The sequence below is a fragment of the Pseudomonas karstica genome (assembly GCF_009707515.1).
In the GTDB taxonomy this organism is placed as follows: Bacteria; Pseudomonadota; Gammaproteobacteria; order Pseudomonadales; family Pseudomonadaceae; genus Aquipseudomonas; species Aquipseudomonas karstica.
This window is the reverse complement of record NZ_WLYI01000010.1, coordinates 1-18,515: the sequence shown is the minus strand read 5'-3', so window position 1 is coordinate 18,515 and position 18,515 is coordinate 1. Positions and strand designations below refer to the sequence as shown.

Genomic DNA, 18,515 nt, shown 5'->3' with positions numbered 1-18,515 from the left:
GCGTGTCGTTCAGGCACTACGCGCCACAGGGCTATTCACCTTTGTGACAGGCGAGTTAGGGGTCAACCATGCCGCAAGCAACGCAATCTCACGTAAGCCCAGATGACATCCGCCTGCAGTTTTCGCAAGCAATGTCTGACATGTATAAGCTGGAGGTGCCGCTCTACGGGAACCTCCTGGAGCTGGTAAACGCTACAAATGCGCAAGTACTCGCCAGGCGGCCGGAGCTGGTTGAACAATTAAGCGACGCCGAGGACTTGAGTAGGCTTTCTGTGGAGCGTCATGGGGCGATCCGTTTAGGCGCTGCCGCGGAAATGCGCATGATGCGCCGTATGCTGGCGGTGATGGGTATGTTCCCCGTGGGTTACTACGACCTGAGTGTCGCCGGCGTTCCGGTGCATGCCACAGCCTTTCGCCCCATCAGTGACCGCGCTTTGGCCGCGTGCCCGTTTCGCCTGTTCACATCGTTGTTGCGCCATGAACTGATTGACGACGAGCAGGCTCGCACGCTGGCCTCTGCGCTGTTAGCAAAGCGCGAGATCTTCACCGACCGCGTCAAGGTACTCATAGGAAAGTTCGAAGATCAGGGCGGCTTATGTTCTGGCGACGCTGATGAGTTTATCGAGCAAGCGCTGCATACCTTCCGCTGGCATACCCAGTCGACAGCCACTTACGACCAGTACAACCTGCTCAATAAGCAGCATCGCCTGGTCGCCGATATCGCGGCATTCAAGGGGCCGCATATTAACCACCTGACGCCACGAACACTGGATATCGATCAGGTCCAGCGTTCGATGACTGCCTATGGTATCGAACCCAAGGCATTTATCGAAGGCCCGCCAAAACGCCGCTGCGCTATCTTACTGCGCCAAACCAGTTTCAAAGCCTTGGAAGAGGCCATCGCCTTTGCCGATCAAAACAACATGCATGGGCGTCATACCGCCAGGTTTGGGGAGATAGAGCAGCGTGGCATTGCGCTGACCCGCAAAGGCCGTGAACTTTACGACTTGCTGCTCACGCAAGCGCGGGGGTCGCACGCCGCCGCTGGCGGGGGTTCAGATTCTTACGTTGAATGCCTGGAACGTGCGTTCAGAGAGTTTCCTGATGACTACGCTGCGTTGAGATCACAGAGGCTGGCGCACTTCCGGTATCGCGTGCTGGAGGAGGCGCAACCACTACCCGGTGAGTTCAATACAGGCTGGACCGCCGACTCCCTGGTAGCTAAAGGTTACGTTGCGTTTGACCCTCTCGTATATGAAGATTTTTTACCAGTCAGCGCTGCGGGCATCTTCCAATCCAATCTCGGCGATGTGGTTCACAGCGACTATCGTGCCCCAGCCAATCAGCGCGCTTTTGAAGACGCGTTGGGCGCCACGGTGCATGACGAATGCTCGCTTTATGCAGACGTTGAAGCTCGTTCGCTGGAACATTGCATCGAACGTTTGAGCGCCATGGCCCGTTGATCTAACGCGCAGATGCTTGACCCAAGCACCTTACCCTTTTGAGGAGAATTCTAGTGACCGACCGTATGCTGCCCTCCACTCATGCCGATAGAAACCTGCTGCTGGTGCAAGCTGATCATTTTGTCGATGACCGCACCGGCGCTATTGTGCCGCCTATCCATACGTCCACCACATTTGCCCGTGATGATCAGTACGAACTGATTGGCAACATTCGCTATGGCCGATACGGCAACCCGACCACGATTCTCGCCGAAGAACTGCTGGCCAAGCTGGAAGGGGGCAAAGAGGCCCGACTGTTCGGTTCGGGACTGGCAGCTACCACAGCGATTCTGGAAACCGTAAAAGCGGGTCAGCATATTCTTGCGCCGCAGGTGATGTATCACGGTGCGCAGAAATGGATGCGCCGGCTGGCTGAGCGCCGCGCAATAGAATTGAGCTTCTTTGATCAGTCCCGAGATGGCGCACTGCGCGAAGCGATCCAACCCAATACAGCTCTGTTGTGGGTCGAGCCCACGGTAAACCCAACCTGGGATGTTATCGATATCCAGGACGCAGCCGATGCGGTACATGCGGTGGGTGGCATCCTCTGCGTAGATGGCAGCGTCGCGCCGCCGGTGACATCTCATCCGCTGGCCCTGGGGGCTGACATCGTGTTCCATTCCTGTTCCAAATACCTGAACGGGCACAGTGATGTACTGGCTGGGGTATTGGTAACCAATAGCCTCGACGAGCGCTGGGAAGAGGTCAATGTTATCCGTAACCTTTCAGGGGCCGTACTGGGGGCTTTTGAATCATGGTTGCTGATCCGCGGCATGCGCACGTTGGCAGTGCGCTTCGAACGATCGTCCGAAAACGCCTTGGCGCTGGCCGAGCACTTTGTGCGCCATCCCCGCGTGAAGGGAGTCTTGTATCCCGGCTTGAAATCCCATCCTCGCCACGACGTCGCCAAGCGCCAAATGACTAATGGTTTCGGCGGTATGATGTCCATTCTGATTGATGGCACGCCGGAGGATGTGCAGCGCGTAGCCTGCGCGCTGAAGGTCTTTATCATAGGGGCATCATTGGGAGGGGTCGAGAGCCTGGTAGAGCACCGGGCGTCTGTTGAAGGTCCCGATAGTGTGGTGCCGAAGAACCTGCTCAGGTTTTCAGTGGGCATCGAGCCGATCGGTGCTTTGATAGACGATCTGGAAAATGCCCTGCGGGTGCTGGGCGAGTCTTAATGAGTCGGGGGTGCCACGCGGTATTGATCGGCGCCTCTACCCAAGTCGTGAAAAGTAAAGAAGAGGACCGCAGGGCGATGATGACGGAGTACGAGATGCTGTTCAAAGCGGCTGGTCGAGATCTCGCCCTGGTCGAACATATTTTTGATCGCCTTCCTGATGTGCTGTTTTATATCAAGGACCGGGCGTCGCGGTACGTGATTGTCAATTGGGCCGTCGTTGAGCAAAGCGGGGCGAAGAGCAAGGAGGACGTATGCGGGCGCACCGCGGATGAGCTATTTCCCGTGTCGGGATATAGCACGCTGGCCCAGGACATGCAGGTGATGAACACGGGCAAGCAAATCATCGATCTGTTGCGCCTGTACTTCTCAGCCGACGGTGGGAAGCAATGGTGTTTAAGCACCAAATATCCTATTCACGGCGACGATGGTGAAATTCAGGGGCTGATTGGTATTTCCAGACGTTTGCCGCGACCTGATGAAAACCACCTGAACTACAAGCGCCTGAACGAATTCCTGAAAATTCTCGAAGAGGATTGTGGCAAGAAAATGCTTATCTCCGAAGTGGCGAAGCGCGTCAGCCTCTCCGTGGATATTCTGGAAAAGTTATCAAAGGAAATTTTTCACCTCACGCCTAAGCAACTGCTCTTGAAAATGCGCATCGACTTAGCCTGTACCCTGCTGGAGAACAGTGACTTAAGTGTGACTGATATAGCAGCAGACTGCGGCTATTCCGACCACAGTGCATTTTCTCGCCAATTTAAGATAGCGACTCACTGCACACCCCGCGAGTATCGAACCTCTAAAGCCAAGTAGGCGTACATCGTAAATATCAGAGGGTGACTATTTCCGGAAGATGCCTCATGTGGGGTAACAGCGTTTCGAGCAAACTACGAGTTCTGAATTTGAGGTAGTTGCTGGTGGTCCCATCGCTGCAGGCATACCACTGCTGGTCAACAACATCAGCATCGAGCACTAATTGCACAGTGTTATTATGTTCCAGCAGCAAGGAAAATATGGTAGCAGCACCGATCTTTACGTCCAAATGATGTTCCATGACATATCGGTCAGCGAAAGAAACCCGTGAAGAGCCCAGCGCCTTGCTGAACGCCTTGGAGTTGAACGGCTTCGGTCCGGTGGTAATAAATAAATAATATTTTGTTTTTTGACTATTACACAGATAAAGAGTTTTAACCATCTGCGCCTGGAATTTTTCGTTTACGCGCGCGCAGTCCTCCATGGTGACCAAGTCATGGGTCTCTACCCGTTGGAAGGGAATATTCAGCGTTTCCAAGGTCGCATATACGTTTTTTTGCAGCGATGTGAGAAATGCTACAGGTGCGTTTGAGCTAATCTCGCTGATATACATCGGGACTCCAGAAAAGATCATGTGGCTCACACTGAGCCGCTAACAACGCTTCGATAGACAGCGGCGGCCACTACCCCCGCAGCAATGGCTGGCAGCGGTTTTTTTAGCACCAGCATCACTATTGCGGTTATGAATAAAGCCATGCGGGCGCCGTTGTCGCCTTCGACAGCCAGCGGAGTGAGCACTGCCACCAGTACCGAGCCGGACATGGCATTAATAAATTGCTGCACCCTGTAGCTGATGGGTACAAAGCCCATGATGAAGATGCCGCCCCAGCGAGTGGCGAGAGTGACCAACGCCATGATGAAGATGGCCACGAACGTGCCCCAACCTGTTGCTTCAATGGTCATTGTTTCTGCTCCGTCCACATTGCCCCAAGCAGGCCACCCGCCAAGGCGCCGGTTACAACATGGGCGTTCTCGGGCAAGTAAGCCCGGGCCAGGAGGGCTGCGCAGCCGGCCACAGCCCAGATGAAGATCAGGCGGGTACTTTTGTTACCACCCAATACCATCGCCCATAGGAAGCACCCCATGACCATATCGAGGCCGAGGCTTATCGGGCTATTGATTACATTGCCGAAGTGTATGCCTAGCCAAGTACCCAATATCCATGCAGCCCACAACGCCAAGCCGCCTCCGAACAGCAAGCCAAGGCCAGGTTGCGATCGGCTGAGCGCTTGCATTGACATAGCCCAGTTGGAGTCGGAAACCACCAGCATGATGCCGTAACGTTTGGCTGCGGGGAGATGCTTGAGCCAAGGATAAAGCGCTGCCCCCATCAACAGGTGTCTTGCGTTGATGGCAAATACCGTGACAGCGAGAGGGAGGACTGGAATATGCTGGCCCCAGAGATCCAATACCGCAAATTGGGCGGCACCAGCGAACACGAAGATACTCATCGCCATCGTGGTGCTATTGGTCAATCCCATTTGAGTGCTGGCGAGACCGAACGCAAGCCCAAATGCCACAACGAACAGCGATATAGGCAGCAATTGCTGAAAGCCATAACAGATCTCTCTCAAGCCAAGCTCGGATTTACCAACTTCTATACTGGCCAAAAACAACTCCTAAAATTCAAACTGCTACTACTCTTTGCCAAGACCGCAAAGCCGATTGAGGCGCAGCTCTGACAGTCAGGTTACCCATAGAATTTTCAAACGATAACAGTGCTTATTTTTTGCGCAAAGCGCATAATCTGCATACTACCTATTCGAAAATCAAATAGCCGTGATGCAATACAGAGATCTACAGTTGGACTGGCTCAAATGTTTCGTCACCGTGATTGATGCTGGTTCACTCTCCAGCGCTGCGCCTGAGCTGAACAGGTCGCAATCGGCGGTGAGCATGCAGTTGAAAAAACTCGAGGCTGCATTAGGGCGGCAGATATTGGTTCGCGATTCAAGGGTTCATCAGTTGACCCTGGATGGAGAGCGACTTCTGGGCTATGCGCGAAGAATGCTCGATTTGCATGCCGAGGCCCTGGCGGATTTTCACGGCGGTGAGCTAACCGGCCGCGTCCGGCTTGGTGTACCCGAGGACTTCGCGGCTAAGTACCTGACCCCGGTGCTCAGGCGCTTCGCCGCCCGTCATGGCGCAGTCGATATCGAGCTTCACTGCGAGCAATCCACTTCACTGATTCCCCGAGTAGAGCGAGGTGATCTCGACATAGCCCTTATTTCCCGTGATCACGCACGCCGCGGTACTTTTTTGTTTCAGGAGCCCTTACTCTGGATCGGGTCTGCGGCCTTTGAAATATGGCGTCGCGATCCTCTGCCCATCGCACTTTATGAAGAAACCAGCCCTGCGAGGCGTAGCGCCTTGCAGGCTTTGGGCCTGCAGGGCCGTCGATACCGAATAGTGTGTGACAGTTCAAGTCTGGCTGGCCAGATTGCTGCCGTAGAAAGCGGCCTGGCGGTTGCCGTTCTTACCCAATGCAGCGTTCCTGCACATCTTGCCAAGCTTGGTATTGAGCATGGGCTGGGGCCTCTTCAGCCAATGTCTGTATCTGTATATCGAAGTTCGGGGTCTAGAGGCGTGAGCGCAGTGGACGGACTGGCCAAGCTGCTTGTGCAGACCCTCCGATCAAGCACCGGGGGATAAAGCCCGTTCCACTTTCTGCACTAAGTCCGACCTTCCGACTCGTCGTTGGTCATACTCGCAAAGATATGCGGTGTCCTCATGCACAATCACCTCAAATTAAGTCCCGCATGAACGGTAAGTGCATCCAGAAACTGACTAACAGTACTTTTTTGCTCGACACCTTGGCGGGTAATGCAATGGAAGGCTGAGCGATAGGCGAACACTGAAGGTTCGCCATCTAGGGGATTAAACTGCCGTGAGCATATCTGCTGGCCAGCGGCCGTTATTTGAGACTGCCTCTAGACATAACTCCACATCACTTACCTGCCAACACACAAAGAAGCCTCCGCCACAAAGCTGTGGGTGTTTGAACTTCCATATTCGCTCGCTTTTCTGACTAAGCCTGGGAACTGATTCACCTAATCGAATGATGGTGAAAAAGCCGGCCGGCGTCGGTTGCCTGTCGATAACCTCGCTGGATTGATGCTCAAAACTTTCGAGCAAATTTTGAAGTGCTTTTAACTCAAGCGATTCGAGTTGCATCGAATTTGCCTCCTGACGAGCCATTAGTGGTTCGTCGAAGCGTCGTCGTCATTTTATTATTTTCGCTTTTTTAGCGTTAATTCAGAATTTACTCGCCATAAATATCGAACTTGAAATAGCGATCCTGAACCTTTTTGTACTCACCATTTTCCCGGATTGCTGCCAAGGCGCTGTTAAAACGCTCGGCCAGGGCTATGTCACCCTTACGCACCGCGATACCTACTCCATCACCAAAATATTTCGGGTCTCTCAGTGGGCCTCCTGCAAACGCGAACCCCTTGCCGTTGGGTGTGTCGAGGAACCCCATTTGAACAGCAACATCGTCTCCCTGGACAGCGTCGAGACGGCCTGCGATCAAATCTAGGTAGGCCTCATTGAGCGACGTGTAACGAATAACCTGAGCGCCCGCTGGGGCGAGAACTCCGGTAGCAAAGCGGTCATGGATCCCCGCACGTTGCACTCCAACCCTCTTACCAGACAATCCCGAAAAGTTTGTACCCAAGTCGGTGCCCTCGAGCATTACCAAACGGCCAGCTGCTTGGTAATAGCGATTGGTGAAGTCGACTGATTTCCTCCGCTCCTCACTGATGGTCAAGGAGGAAATGATTGCGTCTACCTTCCTCACCTTTAGTGAGGGAATCAACCCATCGAATTCCTGCTCCACCCACTGGCACTTCACTTGCATCTGCACGCACAAGGCATTGCCAATGTCGTAATCAAATCCGACAATTTCGCCTTTGTCAGTCTTTGAGGCGAATGGGGGATAAGCTGCCTCAATACCAATTTTAAGGGTGTCCGCAGCACTGGAGTGAGAGGCCATCAGAAGGGCCAGAACTGAGCTGGAAAACAGAACGGAAAGCTTTTTTATTTTCATGATTTCGCTCCGAGCAAGGTCAAGCGCGCTCAGGTTGGGCGCGCGAGTTGGGTATGGCGAGAGAATTAGCCTTTCATGGATGCCAGAGCACAACTGGAGATCTGGGCATCCTGTACAGCCACACCTGTCAGGTCGACCAGCGTAATCTGATCATCGTTGTCGCGACCTTTTGCTCGACCAGCCAGCAACGCACCAAGCTCAACCAACTGCTCTTCACGAATCAGCCCTGCCTTAAGTGCGTGCGAGATTTCACCGTACTGACTGCACTGATAGATGGAGTCAACAATGATGCGATCAGCGCGAGCGACCAGAGCGGGATCCAGCTCTTGCTTGCCAGCGGCATCAGCGCCCACGGCAGTAATGTGTGTCCCAGGTTGAATCCACTCACTCTTGAGCAGAGGTTCGCGCGAAGGTGTAACGCAGATGATCAGATTTGCGGACCGTGCGACGTCTTCCGGGTTACGAGTGGTTTGCACCTCGTAGCCGAGATCAGTAGCAAAGGCCTTATAGGCCTCAAGCTCTGCGTCGTTGCGCCCCCACACCACCACCTTGCGGCAATCGGTGACAGCATGAAGCTGCTCCAGGTGCATCCGTGCCTGCATGCCGGCACCTACGATGCCGATTGCCGTTACTTCGCTCGGAGCCAACAAGCGGGCAGCGATTCGCCCCGCGAGCGCTGTGCGAATACACGTCAACCAGCCTTCGTCCTGCAGCAACGCTAGTGGTTGCCCTGTGGTCGCGGACAACACCATCATCAGCCCATCGTTGCTCTCCAAGCCTTTGCCCGGATTGTCGTAGAAGCCTGTAGATATCTTCACGGTGAAGGTATCACTGCCTTTAACGTAAGCCGATTTAACGCAGCAATCGCCATTAGCTTCTACAAACGAAAAAGCTTGAACTGGCGGTACCTGCACCTCGCCGTTGGAGAACGCGACGAAGCCTTCCTCCAAGCGTTTTACGGCGAGATTCAGATCAAGTTGGGAGATGATCTGTTGCTTGTTGAAAACCTTCATTGAACGGCTCCGAGGAATTTTTCGAGGATGATGTTGCGACCGCAAATGACCACCGCAACACGCTTGCCACGGTATTCCTTCGCGAGTTTCTTCATGCTGGCCACGGCAACGCCTGCGGCGCCTTCGATGATCCAGCGTTCACAGCTTGCGACATCGCGCATTGCCGCTTTGATTTCATCTTCACTAACCAGCACTGTGCGCGTTAACAAGGCTTGGCAGAGTGGGAAGGTAATGCTGCCTGGTTCAATACCGCCGGCAGTGCCATCGGAAATGGTGTCGTCTTCCTCCATCTCGATAATCTCGCCGGCTTCGAGAGAGCGCTGCATGGTCGGTGCATTTGCTGGCCAGCAACCGATTATTTCGGTGTTTGGATTGAGAGCTTTCAATGCAGCGCCAATCCCTGAAATCATCCCACCGCCACCGACTGCCACGAACACCGCGTCAAGGTCAGGGGCCTGCTCGAACAATTCGACGCCGATCGTGCCTTGGCCAGCGATGATTTGTGGATCGTTATAAGGTGAAACGAAAGGTTTGCCCTGAGAGGCAGCTTGGCGCGCAGCCTCCAACTCCACGCTCAAAGGGTCGAGATCCAGACTGACGACATCTGCGCCCAGGGCACGAATGGCATCCAGCTTGTACGCTGATGCAGAAGTGGTGGTGTAGACGGTAACTGGAACACCCAAAACCTTGCCGGCGAGAGCCAAGCCTTGCCCATGATTGCCTGAAGAGGCGGTGATCACTCCCAACTGACGCTGTGCTTCAGGGAGAAGACGGATTTTGTTGCTGGCGCCTCGAAATTTGAATGAGCCTGTATGTTGCAGGTGCTCGCATTTCAGATAGACCTCGCATTCGGTCATGGCCGAAAGTCGTGCGCTGTAAATTAGAGGAGTTACAGCTACCGCAGGTCGCAATGCTTTGTGTGCTTCGCATATCGAGTCGTACAAAGACGACAAGCTGATTTGATCAACGGACATTTCAAAATTCCTTCATAAGTCAGAAGTGATTGAGTAGTTGGCCCGCCCGGCGATTGGGCAGGGGTTCAGTGCCAGCTAGTAGTGCTACTCGCTGACCTGCTCGAACCAGTTTGAACAGAGGTTGAACCGCGATCACCCCGTCTACATCACTGAAGATGGGCATTCGAGGCGTGCCAATTGCGCTGTCGATTGGGACGATTTCCCCGATTAACTGTCCTTTTGAAACTGCTTCTCCGACTCGTTTTTTCCAGACGAGCAGACCATGGCCGGGAGACGGCAAATGGCTTGCACCTTCCAGCGGATAAACCTGCGGAATGCATTTGGCCACGGTTGGGGCATCAAGCCGAATTAGCCCCTCTTCAGCGAGAAAATCCAAAATGCCTAGAGCATCTTCGTAAGCGAGTTGATCATCGACATCTGCCTGCCCACGCAACTCGATGCTCGCTGCGAATGGGCGTGCTTCTTTGCTGAGGAGTTCGTTCTTGATGAGCCAGTCCCACGGACGATTACATGATTCATCAAACGGTTGGCCGCCAGCTGACTCCTCAAGAAAAACTATCTCGACGTTCATGCACTCGGCCAGCTTCAGCGCCTGGTCACGCTGGCCCTGATTTGCGTAGAGGTGCAGTACGCCGGCAGTGTCGCAATGGAGATCCAACACAACATCATGCTGCAGCGCTTCACCCAATAACGTCTGGCGGAGAGTACTAACCGTATCGGTCGGCGACATTGCTCCAATGGCGTTCATCAGGCGCTGCTTAGGGGTCAGTTTTTGGCAGGTGGAATCATTGAGCTGTGCATCCAAGAGAGGAAGCAGATCTGGGAAGTTACGGTTGAAATTTTCACCGTTCGCCAGATTGAAGCGACCAGTCCAGAACCCAAAAACGTTTTGGGTCATGCCAACTGGATTGGCAAAAGGGCACAGCACTATTCGACCTAGAATTTTGTTCTGTTTATGCAGCGTCACTAACATTTTCTTCAGGTGCTGCACGACCAACAAACCAGGGTGCTCGTCAGCGTGCAGTCCTGCCTGAATGTAGGCACTGCGCGAACTCCCCTTCCCAGTGAACTCATGTGTGTACAAATGAACCATGGTGCCCGGGCCGAGTGGCGGTAAATCAGTGAAGCGAGTCTGGATCGACATGGGAAAGTCATCGCATTTGTAGAATATTTGTCTACACTAGACCTATAATCTCCGAATGACAATCGATAAAAATCGAGTCAGTCCTGATCAAAAAAGCATCATGAAAATTCTCGGTTGGGGCTTTTATGGCTCTAGGTAGGGGCTGACAGCGATACATGACGAATATTTCTGTATGGAAACATTCCCCCATGGAAATTATTTTTTGCGTCAGAGAACATTGTGTTCGTCAGGCGTGTGTCCGCTATAGGTCAGTTACTAGCGCCTGCCTTGATTTCCTGTCTGCGGTTCATCAAACCGGGGTTGACCAGCAACTCCTTAATACGCCCATGATGAGTTTGGAGTGATATACCACTCGACCTGCTTCAGGGAGTAAGGTGGTTAAGTCCGGATCACAAACTGACGAATTTGATTTGATGCCCAAGTTCTTGGCCGCTAACAATAGTAAACATAAGCCTCGGATAACTACAGATGCACTAGGCCGAAAACCTAAGGCGACAAAGAATGATTGATAGACAGAAAATATATACGCACGCATAGCTAGACGGCTATCTACTGCTGAATATTTCCAACGTCTTAGGCGGAGCACTAGAGCGAACGGCTATGTTCATCGCGCAAAGGGGCTGTGAGTTTGACGATTACGTGCTTGATACTCGAATAAATAACGATAGTACCCCGAGTGGGTATAACACTTTTCGATTGCTTGATGGTTTTTACACTTCAAAGCCTCTTTCGAGGCGCTTGAACGTGGTTTGCAGATGCGTTCTATATTAGCTGGTTCGCACCCCGATTAATTTCTCAACTGTTTCAAATACTTATACACGGTGGCGCGCCCCATATTCAGAACATTGGCTACATAATCAGCACCACTGCGTCCCTCAAACGCTCCCTCAGCAAATAACGCCTCGACCAAAGCACGTTTATCCTTGATGTTAAGAGTGCGCAACGACAAATTTTTATCTTGTAACCAGGCATGAAGAAATGTATTTATTCGCTCTTGCCAGTCATCCTTGAACAGTGCGTCGGGTTGAGGTATTAGTCGGCTGACTTTGAAGAAATCAGCCAGTGCATGGTGAGCTTGCTCAAGAACGGAGAAATTTAAATTAATGCACAGCAGATATTCGGCCTTACCATCCTGATCACAGAGAACGCTGGTAATGGAGCGAATTTTTTGTCCATTCCAATTGATTTTCTCATAAGGCCCTATGCTGCTCGCATCGCTAAGATCCCCTAGCTCTTCGTCTAGCGCTGAATCATCGCCCAGTTTTCGTTTGGAAAAATTGTTCGCTATGTGGACAACAGTCTGACTTTTTACATGATGAACAATGACTTCTGCGTTTGGGAAAAGCAGCGTAGCGATGCTGTCCGCAACCACTTTGTAGTTTTCAATATTCTTCATTAGCTAATGACTGATTTTTGGAGATTGATGGGAGCCTGGATCCGCGCAGAGCTATCGCTCAATGCGTGGCATATTTGTCTATGGTGGACTGAATGCCCATGTTTTTCAAGAAGGCGGTGTGCTGAAGAATGCTTCAATCTGTTCAGGTTTGACCGTCATAGCCGAGAGCTTGTGCAATTGGCATTCGGGTGTTACTCGTTGTACCCCTCAGTTCTCCACGACTCTCCGATCACTGTTAACTCTGTTCACACGTTCGCAAGTCTCATTAATACCTGGATGGAAAAATTCCCACACTAACGATGAGATGAACGACCAAGTGCACGAAGCGCGCCACAATTCGATGATGCAAAAAAAAGCCCACCGGATGATGAGCTTTTTTCGAGTGTCTCCGAGAGGAGGCTTTCGACCTCGAATCTCAGAGCTAGCCTTGAATTTTATTATCTAAGCTAGGTTTTGGTCAATTTTAACTTTTGGCCTCGGAGCATCCCCCAATCCCGTGAGACGACTGAATACAATACTTGTCTAATGTCGGAAGAGCATAAGCGTTCGCGATGATTGAGCGCGGAGTGCGCATGAATGTGTCGATAGTCAATTTAGAAGATTTAAAAAGTTTATTAAACTTTCCATTAGTTCTCATTGATAGGCGTATCTCAGGACGTTGAGCTGATGCGGGTCAATTATTTAGCTATAGTGATACCTTCGGAACTTTCGAGGCCAGTCATTTAAAAACAGTAACACTGCTGGTGTCTTATTTGTGCACGAAAGATAGCTGTCATCGCGAGTTAAAACTATTTTCTGAATGTTTGCTCAAGAACTTCAGTTCAGTGACCATCAGCCCAAAATCTTGATCTGAAACCTGCAGGCCTGACACAGGCTTATATATGCGTTTTCATGGCTAATGTGAAATGGTTGTTTGCTGTTTGTCTGCAATCTTCAAGAGCAGCATCCTGGACACACTTAACGCTGTGGTGTCGAAAAGTAAAGGCTCAACCTCTGCAGTAATGCCTCCTTACATGGGGTCCTAGGAAGCATTTGGCGCGTTGACTACAATGCGCCTTCGCGCACCGCTTGGTGAATCGTGGCGACTGTGGCCTTCAAGCCCAAGCTGCGCGCCAAGCTGCCGTCAATTTGTCCGAACCAGGGGTTGCTCAAAGGTTCGGCCGATGACTCCATAGTTGCGCCAATGATCCCCATGATCTCATAGATCGACTGTGGAGCTTCATCAACGATGTTGACAATGCGCCGGTCCATGCCTCCATCGAGGGCGAACCTGACTGCAGCTTCGATGTCACGATGGTGAACTAAGCTCAGCTTGTTTGCCGGATGCCACTTGAACAGTTCCGCGAGCTTGGGAATTTGCTGCAGATGTCCATCGTCGTCGCCATACACGAAGGCAAATCGCAAGATAGACCAGTTCAACCCCGACGACTGAAGCTCTTTTTCGGCCGCGACCTTGCTAGCCGGATAGGCCATTTTCGGATCGACTGCATCGTCCTCGAGTCCAGGATATGGACTGTCGGCGCTGTAGACTAGGCTAGTGCTCGCCATGACAATGCGCGCCTCCGGGGCATATTGCTTGGCAGCCTCGATCAAGTTCTTGGTACCCTCCAGATTGGCCTTCCAGATGTCGTCGGGGTTCTGCGTACGCAGAACTGCGGCAAGGTGGACGATATCAGTGACACCTTCAACGGCGGCCTTCAGGGAAATGGGGTCAAGAAGGTCAGCCTCGAAGGCGGTCACGGTGGCCGGTACTTGTTTTCCCTGAGCACGATGGCGCGGCAATTCACTCCATCGGCGAGCAAACGCTTGAGAATGCGCGCACCAACCATACCCGTTGCGCCGGTAACTAGAATTGTCATGATTTCAAACTCCTTCGTCGACTTGATTGCTCAAGCGCTCGGTTGCGCGCTTGAGGACGGTGGTGACCAACTCGAGTGTGGGCTTGTCCACACCTTCGAACGCGAGTGCCAAAATTAGGGCAATCGGATCAGGCAACTCTTTCCACAACTTACTGCCCGCATCGGTAAGTTTCAGGATGCGCTGGCGCTGATCGAGAGGATCAGGCGTTTGGGTCACAAAACCTTTCCGAACCAGAGCCCTGACCAGATCACTCAACGTGGGTTTTTCGATCTGAAGCAACGCTGGAAAGTCGCGTTGGGCGGTTGGGCCATGGTTGGCCAGTTGGTACAAGACATACCACTGCGTCGAACCTAGGTCATACGGGCGCAGGATACGCTCGATCATCGCTCTGCTAGCCAGGTGGTAACGCTTTGCCCAGGCGCCGACTGATTGATGGTTAGAGTTGCTCAAAAAAGTTCCTTGGTTAGGTAGCTCACTACAATGGTAGGTAGGTACCTAACAAACTGTCAAGAGCGTCTTCAAATAATGTCAACGAAGAAGGGATATCTTAGCCGTTTTTATAGTTGGTTCGACCGGCCTCGACGGCTTCCACATGTTGTTCCAGCTCGTCGGAGCCCTATGAAATGTCGCATCATTATGAGCTTTCGCCCCACAACGTCCGAGTGATCACCATCGCCCCCGGCGCGGTGGAAGCCGAGTTGCTCAGCCACACCACCGCCGAAGCGATCAAAACTGGTTATCAGATCTGGAAGCAAGACATGGGCGGCATCGTGCTCAGTGCCGACGACGTCGCCTCAGCGATTCCTTATGCCTACGAGCAGCCGCAATGTGTGCATCCGGGAGATCGTGTTGGCAGCAACGCGGCAGCAGGCTTGAGTCCAATGTATTGTTGAACGATAGATCGTAAGCCTCTGTCGGACTTTTGCATTTCGCTAATACTGTCTCGACGGCATGATCCAGGTCGGGCACGGGGCGGCGCAACTTCCAAGCAGATCGCGAGCTATGCATTTGCGAACCTCTGGGCAGCGCGAGGCTGAGAAGCCACACCTGACCCGGCATGACTGCTTCGGTCACGACGAGTTCTTTCGTCGGGCTGGTTGCTAGTGCAAGGTCGCGACTAAACACTATGGCGATGGCCAGCATGGCTATGGAGGTAGCCGGTGTTGATAGACGGTTGACAGCTTACTATTCCCAGACGTAAATCACGCTAAGGTTATTCCCTGTAATGCGCGGCCAGCGTCGCGGTCCAGGCCCTCGCTTTGATCGGTAATGACGTGATTGTTGTGCAGGGTGCGAGCGGCGTGCAAGGCCTTGCTCAGCACCTCCACCTCCTGGGTCGAGTGCTGCGTGCGCTGGGCCAGGCCCTGGACCTCATCGGCGACCACTGCGAAACCTCGGCCGGTGTCACCGGCGCGGGCAGCCTCAATGGCGGCATTCAGGGCGAGAAAGTTGGTTTGCTCGGCAATCGATTTGATCACATCGACTCACCCCTTGCCCATTAATCTGGTGGGGTTGTGTTGATGTCATCTTTGAAAATTTCTGCGTATAGCCGGGCAACAGCTGGGGTGAGGTTTTGCGGCGATGGAATCATAAAATCCGACTGGGGCGCGAGGCGTTTCGCGTAGATCACCTCATACACACGACGCACTACGCCAGGCTCTCTTTCCTCACGATCATAGCCAGGCATTATGCCCACGGGCGTATAACCGGCGTGTTCCAATGCTTGCTGCATATAAGGGGCGCTCGTTGTCGCCATGCCATAAATCAGACCTGCCCCCATATGTTTGCCCATCTTTTCGCCAAGCTCTTGGGCAGCCACTGCCAGGTTTGATTGTCGATGGGGTTTCGCTACTGCGCCCACTCGACCGTAGATCACATCGGCTCCGTCAATTCTCTCCCAAGTAGCAATGGCGACGATCTCATCGTTGTGGCGAACCACTGCAGCGAAGACTCCCCTATCAAGTTGTTTATGGAGTACGACTTTTTCTTCATAGAATTGTCGGTCCATGAATGGACTGCCCATACCGACCGAGATGGAAGGAAACCAAGTTTTAAAAAAAGTCATCGCGATATCAATTTCATCGCGCTTGAGGTGGTCCCACAGATAGCCTGAGGGCAAGGATGTGAAGCTGCGTACTTCGTTGATCGTGGGCCACTTCATTTGTTTTCCTCGTCTATCAGATGAGCAGTTATCGCATCGTCGCTTGGGAGCGAGTCACGTTAGTTCAGCGCAGTCGCATGCGGCTTGTTACGGATACACAACTCGCCCGTCGCCCGAATCAGCGCCAGTTCGTGCAGTTGATCGCTGGCCAGTCGTGGTCGTACCTTATTCAACCAGCTAGAGCAGACGGGTCTGACGCTCATCCAATCGAGGTCGGATCTGGTTTTTCAGGTCGGGCCGTTTTGTTTCAGGGACCATTCCCGCTGTCTGCCAGACGGCTAGCAAGCCATATTGAACGAGTTTGTTCGCTTCGATCTGAGCAGCCATCAATTGCCCTACATTGTCTTTGCCAAGCCCGTGACTCACGGCCTGTTGCTGAGCGTTGGCGTTCACCTGGGACTCTCGGTCACTGTCCTGGATCGGCATAGCGCTTTCCCATTTAGTGAGCACAACGAGATCCGCGATCTCAAGACGCTCGTTTATGGTCGCCAGCAGCGGGTTCAGTTCTTTGGGAATGGGGTCGATCATGCCGGGATCAGTTTGTGCCGCGATGACGTTCAAACTGATAAGCGCCAAGGGTAGCAGCGCGATTTTAAATGCGGAATTCAAGAGCACGTGGATACCTTAGTCAGCATCGCTTATCTAGCCGGATAGCTGATCGCAGATTGGGAGGGCGTGATGCATGGGCAACATGCACTGGTGGTAGTGCTGGCCGGCGTCGACTAGAAGTACGGCCTCAGGAATTGTTCGTTGCAGGGGGATGCGAGGTGTTCATGGCTTCGTGTGCAGAGGCGATTTGTCTGTGCCGCTGAACCACCTCACTGATGACGAACTGCATCAATTTCTCAACGAAAAGCGGGTCCAGATTGGCATCCTCTGCCAGTTTTTGCAGGCGATCGTATTGATGCTGTTCGCGATCCTTATCAACGGCAGGCAAGTGATTTTCCGCCTTAAGAACGCCGACCTGATCGGTACAGCGAAACCGCTCGGCGAGCATGTGAATAAGCGCGGCATCGATATTGTCGATTGTCTGTCGATAGGATGAAAGCTGAGTTGGGATATCTACCGTTTTCATGAAGTGTCCTCTTTGCAGGCGGTTTTACTCTGTTTTGAGTGCTATCAGGCCATTCCAGCGTGTGCTCGTGCCGGTGCCTGCCGTTGTCGACGTTGATGAGTGTGGTTAGTGAAATAGCACAGGGTAAAGGGGCGCGACGAGTAACACCGCCATAGCGATATTGAAGGCCCACAGTCTTGCCCCGATAGATAATCGCGGAGTGCGGTCCCCATACTGGTCCAGATTGCGTTGGAGGCAAGGCCGATGAGGGAAATGATTGCGAACACTCCCGCTGAAATGCCGTAGGGGTGGGGGACTGGGCGCAAAAAACCAAAGCTGGCGCCTGAAGCCATCACCAAGATGTTGTTTGGGCCAGGTGTGATGCTGGCGGCAGCGTCGAAAATCGACAGCGCAGTTAAAACATTATCTACCATCAGTCTCCGTCTACTGCTCAAGGCGTTTTTTATGTCAGGGGAGTTAGTCGGCCATTACTGCAGTTGCCATTAGTGGATATAAACCTACTAGAAGGTAGGATTTCTTGCAATAGTCGCTATTTGCCCATTTTTGGAAAGCGTGAAGCCAATTTATCCAGAGCCCAACAGGTTCAAGTCTCGGGCTGCAGGGGCTTACGAACGCGAAGCCCTACTGAAAGGTAGGGTGCGAGGATGGCCAACCACTCAAAAATATTTTACGAAATGATCAATTGCGCCCGCTCGCTCATCATTGCAGACGGATACAGCGGCTTCAGCTACGCGGATATATCCGAGTTCGTAGGCATACGTATAGCTAGCATTCATCATCACGTTCTAACCAAGGTTGACCTCGTACGGACAATTGTCAGCCAGTATCGGCAAGAAGCGGAGGCCGGAATCACCCACTTGGAAAGTCTATGCCCCGGCCCCGCAGATCAGCTTCGAGCCTATAAAGGTTACTGGCAGGGGGGTATTGGAGATGCGACGAAGGGGTGTTGCGTATGCGCGTTGCTCGCAACTCAGATTCCAGTGCTGCCTCGTGAGATCGTAGGGGAAGTAAGAGCTCATTTTCGAGCGCTTTCTGCGTGGCTCGCTATAGAGCGTTACGTTGCGTTGCTTGATCCACAAAGGTCGGCTTCAGATCGCGCTTGAAGCCAAGCCAATGACGACACACGCCGAGCAGGCGGTCCGCAGCAAAGAGGGGGACAGCTGAGAAACCAGTTGCCCAGATATTCAGACTTACCTCTCGGCGAGTACATTACTGCATTTTAAACCTACTAAATGGTAGGCTTACTTTCAATGCCTGATATCGGTTTATTCGATGCTTAGCCTTTGCGGTCAAGCCTTATGCCTACGGATATGTGGTTTGTAAAGGCCGGGGAGCGTTGTCAGGAG

At 52.7% G+C, this 18,515-nt stretch carries 16 protein-coding genes and 4 pseudogenes; 5 read left to right on the top strand and 15 right to left on the bottom strand.

What is annotated here, in order from left to right; all coding sequences use genetic code 11:
- Positions 1-68: 68 nt before the first annotated feature.
- The 3 genes from hglS (at position 69) to GIR22_RS09125 (ending at position 3,498) form a co-directional block, all read left to right on the top strand.
- Positions 69-1,463: a 2-oxoadipate dioxygenase/decarboxylase HglS gene (gene hglS, locus GIR22_RS09135; protein WP_154743020.1), complete on the top strand. Its 1,395-nt coding sequence runs from the start codon at positions 69-71 to the stop codon at positions 1,461-1,463.
- A 53-nt stretch (positions 1,464-1,516) separates the two neighbouring features.
- Positions 1,517-2,683 (top strand): trans-sulfuration enzyme family protein, encoded by a 1,167-nt coding sequence (locus GIR22_RS09130; RefSeq protein WP_218581653.1) that lies wholly within the window; start codon positions 1,517-1,519, stop codon positions 2,681-2,683.
- Between the two features lie 95 nt (positions 2,684-2,778).
- Positions 2,779-3,498, top strand: coding sequence for an AraC family transcriptional regulator (locus GIR22_RS09125; protein WP_246208138.1), 720 nt, complete (start codon positions 2,779-2,781; stop codon positions 3,496-3,498).
- Between the two features lie 16 nt (positions 3,499-3,514).
- On the opposite strand, the gene GIR22_RS09120 is transcribed toward GIR22_RS09125, so the two are convergent.
- The 3 genes from GIR22_RS09120 to GIR22_RS09110 are packed head-to-tail and all read right to left on the bottom strand — an operon-like array spanning position 3,515 to position 5,108.
- Positions 3,515-4,051 (bottom strand): YbaK/EbsC family protein, encoded by a 537-nt coding sequence (locus GIR22_RS09120; protein WP_154743019.1) that lies wholly within the window; start codon positions 4,049-4,051, stop codon positions 3,515-3,517.
- Between the two features lie 26 nt (positions 4,052-4,077).
- The gene (locus tag GIR22_RS09115; RefSeq protein ID WP_154743018.1) at positions 4,078-4,401 is read right to left on the bottom strand and encodes an AzlD family protein; all 324 of its coding nucleotides are present in this window, start codon (positions 4,399-4,401) and stop codon (positions 4,078-4,080) included.
- Positions 4,398-5,108, bottom strand: a complete 711-nt coding sequence (locus GIR22_RS09110) for an AzlC family ABC transporter permease (protein ID WP_154743017.1) — start codon at positions 5,106-5,108, stop codon at positions 4,398-4,400. Before GIR22_RS09110 ends, GIR22_RS09115 begins: the two co-directional genes overlap by 4 nt.
- Before the next feature lie 172 nt (positions 5,109-5,280).
- On the opposite strand from GIR22_RS09110, the gene GIR22_RS09105 reads away from it, so the two are divergent.
- Positions 5,281-6,150: a LysR family transcriptional regulator gene (locus tag GIR22_RS09105; RefSeq protein WP_154743016.1), complete on the top strand. Its 870-nt coding sequence runs from the start codon at positions 5,281-5,283 to the stop codon at positions 6,148-6,150.
- A 225-nt stretch (positions 6,151-6,375) separates the two neighbouring features.
- On the opposite strand, the gene GIR22_RS09100 is transcribed toward GIR22_RS09105, so the two are convergent.
- From GIR22_RS09100 to GIR22_RS09065, 8 genes and pseudogenes are all read right to left on the bottom strand, one after another.
- Positions 6,376-6,672 (bottom strand): hypothetical protein, encoded by a 297-nt coding sequence (locus GIR22_RS09100; protein WP_154743015.1) that lies wholly within the window; start codon positions 6,670-6,672, stop codon positions 6,376-6,378.
- An 88-nt stretch (positions 6,673-6,760) separates the two neighbouring features.
- Positions 6,761-7,540, bottom strand: coding sequence for a transporter substrate-binding domain-containing protein (locus tag GIR22_RS09095; protein WP_178122174.1), 780 nt, complete (start codon positions 7,538-7,540; stop codon positions 6,761-6,763).
- Positions 7,541-7,611: 71 nt separating this feature from the next.
- A complete protein-coding gene (locus GIR22_RS09090; RefSeq protein ID WP_154743013.1) occupies positions 7,612-8,559 on the bottom strand; it encodes an ornithine cyclodeaminase family protein in 948 nt (315 codons plus the stop codon).
- Positions 8,556-9,533, bottom strand: a complete 978-nt coding sequence (locus GIR22_RS09085) for a threonine/serine dehydratase (RefSeq protein WP_154743012.1) — start codon at positions 9,531-9,533, stop codon at positions 8,556-8,558. The genes GIR22_RS09090 and GIR22_RS09085 overlap by 4 nt, the downstream gene beginning before the upstream one ends.
- A 19-nt stretch (positions 9,534-9,552) precedes the next feature.
- The gene (locus tag GIR22_RS09080) at positions 9,553-10,677 is read right to left on the bottom strand and encodes a succinylglutamate desuccinylase/aspartoacylase family protein (RefSeq protein ID WP_154743011.1); all 1,125 of its coding nucleotides are present in this window, start codon (positions 10,675-10,677) and stop codon (positions 9,553-9,555) included.
- A 787-nt stretch (positions 10,678-11,464) separates the two neighbouring features.
- Positions 11,465-12,073, bottom strand: coding sequence for a helix-turn-helix transcriptional regulator (locus GIR22_RS09075; protein ID WP_154743010.1), 609 nt, complete (start codon positions 12,071-12,073; stop codon positions 11,465-11,467).
- A gap of 1,044 nt (positions 12,074-13,117) precedes the next feature.
- Positions 13,118-13,902: pseudogene (locus GIR22_RS09070) on the bottom strand (NAD-dependent epimerase/dehydratase family protein).
- 34 nt (positions 13,903-13,936) lie between these two features.
- Positions 13,937-14,317, bottom strand: coding sequence for a MarR family winged helix-turn-helix transcriptional regulator (locus GIR22_RS09065; protein ID WP_154743009.1), 381 nt, complete (start codon positions 14,315-14,317; stop codon positions 13,937-13,939).
- Positions 14,318-14,571: 254 nt separating this feature from the next.
- On the opposite strand from GIR22_RS09065, the pseudogene GIR22_RS09060 reads away from it, so the two are divergent.
- A pseudogene (locus GIR22_RS09060) lies at positions 14,572-14,809 on the top strand (oxidoreductase); the annotation flags it as partial.
- A 380-nt stretch (positions 14,810-15,189) separates the two neighbouring features.
- Here GIR22_RS09060 and GIR22_RS26355 read toward each other — a convergent pair.
- The 4 genes and pseudogenes from GIR22_RS26355 to GIR22_RS09040 form a co-directional block, all read right to left on the bottom strand.
- Positions 15,190-15,417: pseudogene (locus tag GIR22_RS26355) on the bottom strand (methyl-accepting chemotaxis protein); the annotation flags it as partial.
- A 14-nt stretch (positions 15,418-15,431) separates the two neighbouring features.
- Entirely contained in the window at positions 15,432-16,094 is a 663-nt protein-coding gene (locus GIR22_RS09050) for a hypothetical protein (protein WP_154743008.1), read from the bottom strand.
- Positions 16,095-16,153: 59 nt separating this feature from the next.
- A pseudogene (gene aroQ, locus GIR22_RS09045) lies at positions 16,154-16,622 on the bottom strand (gamma subclass chorismate mutase AroQ).
- A 208-nt stretch (positions 16,623-16,830) separates the two neighbouring features.
- Entirely contained in the window at positions 16,831-17,169 is a 339-nt protein-coding gene (locus tag GIR22_RS09040) for a chorismate mutase (RefSeq protein ID WP_154743007.1), read from the bottom strand.
- Positions 17,170-18,515: the final 1,346 nt, after the last annotated feature.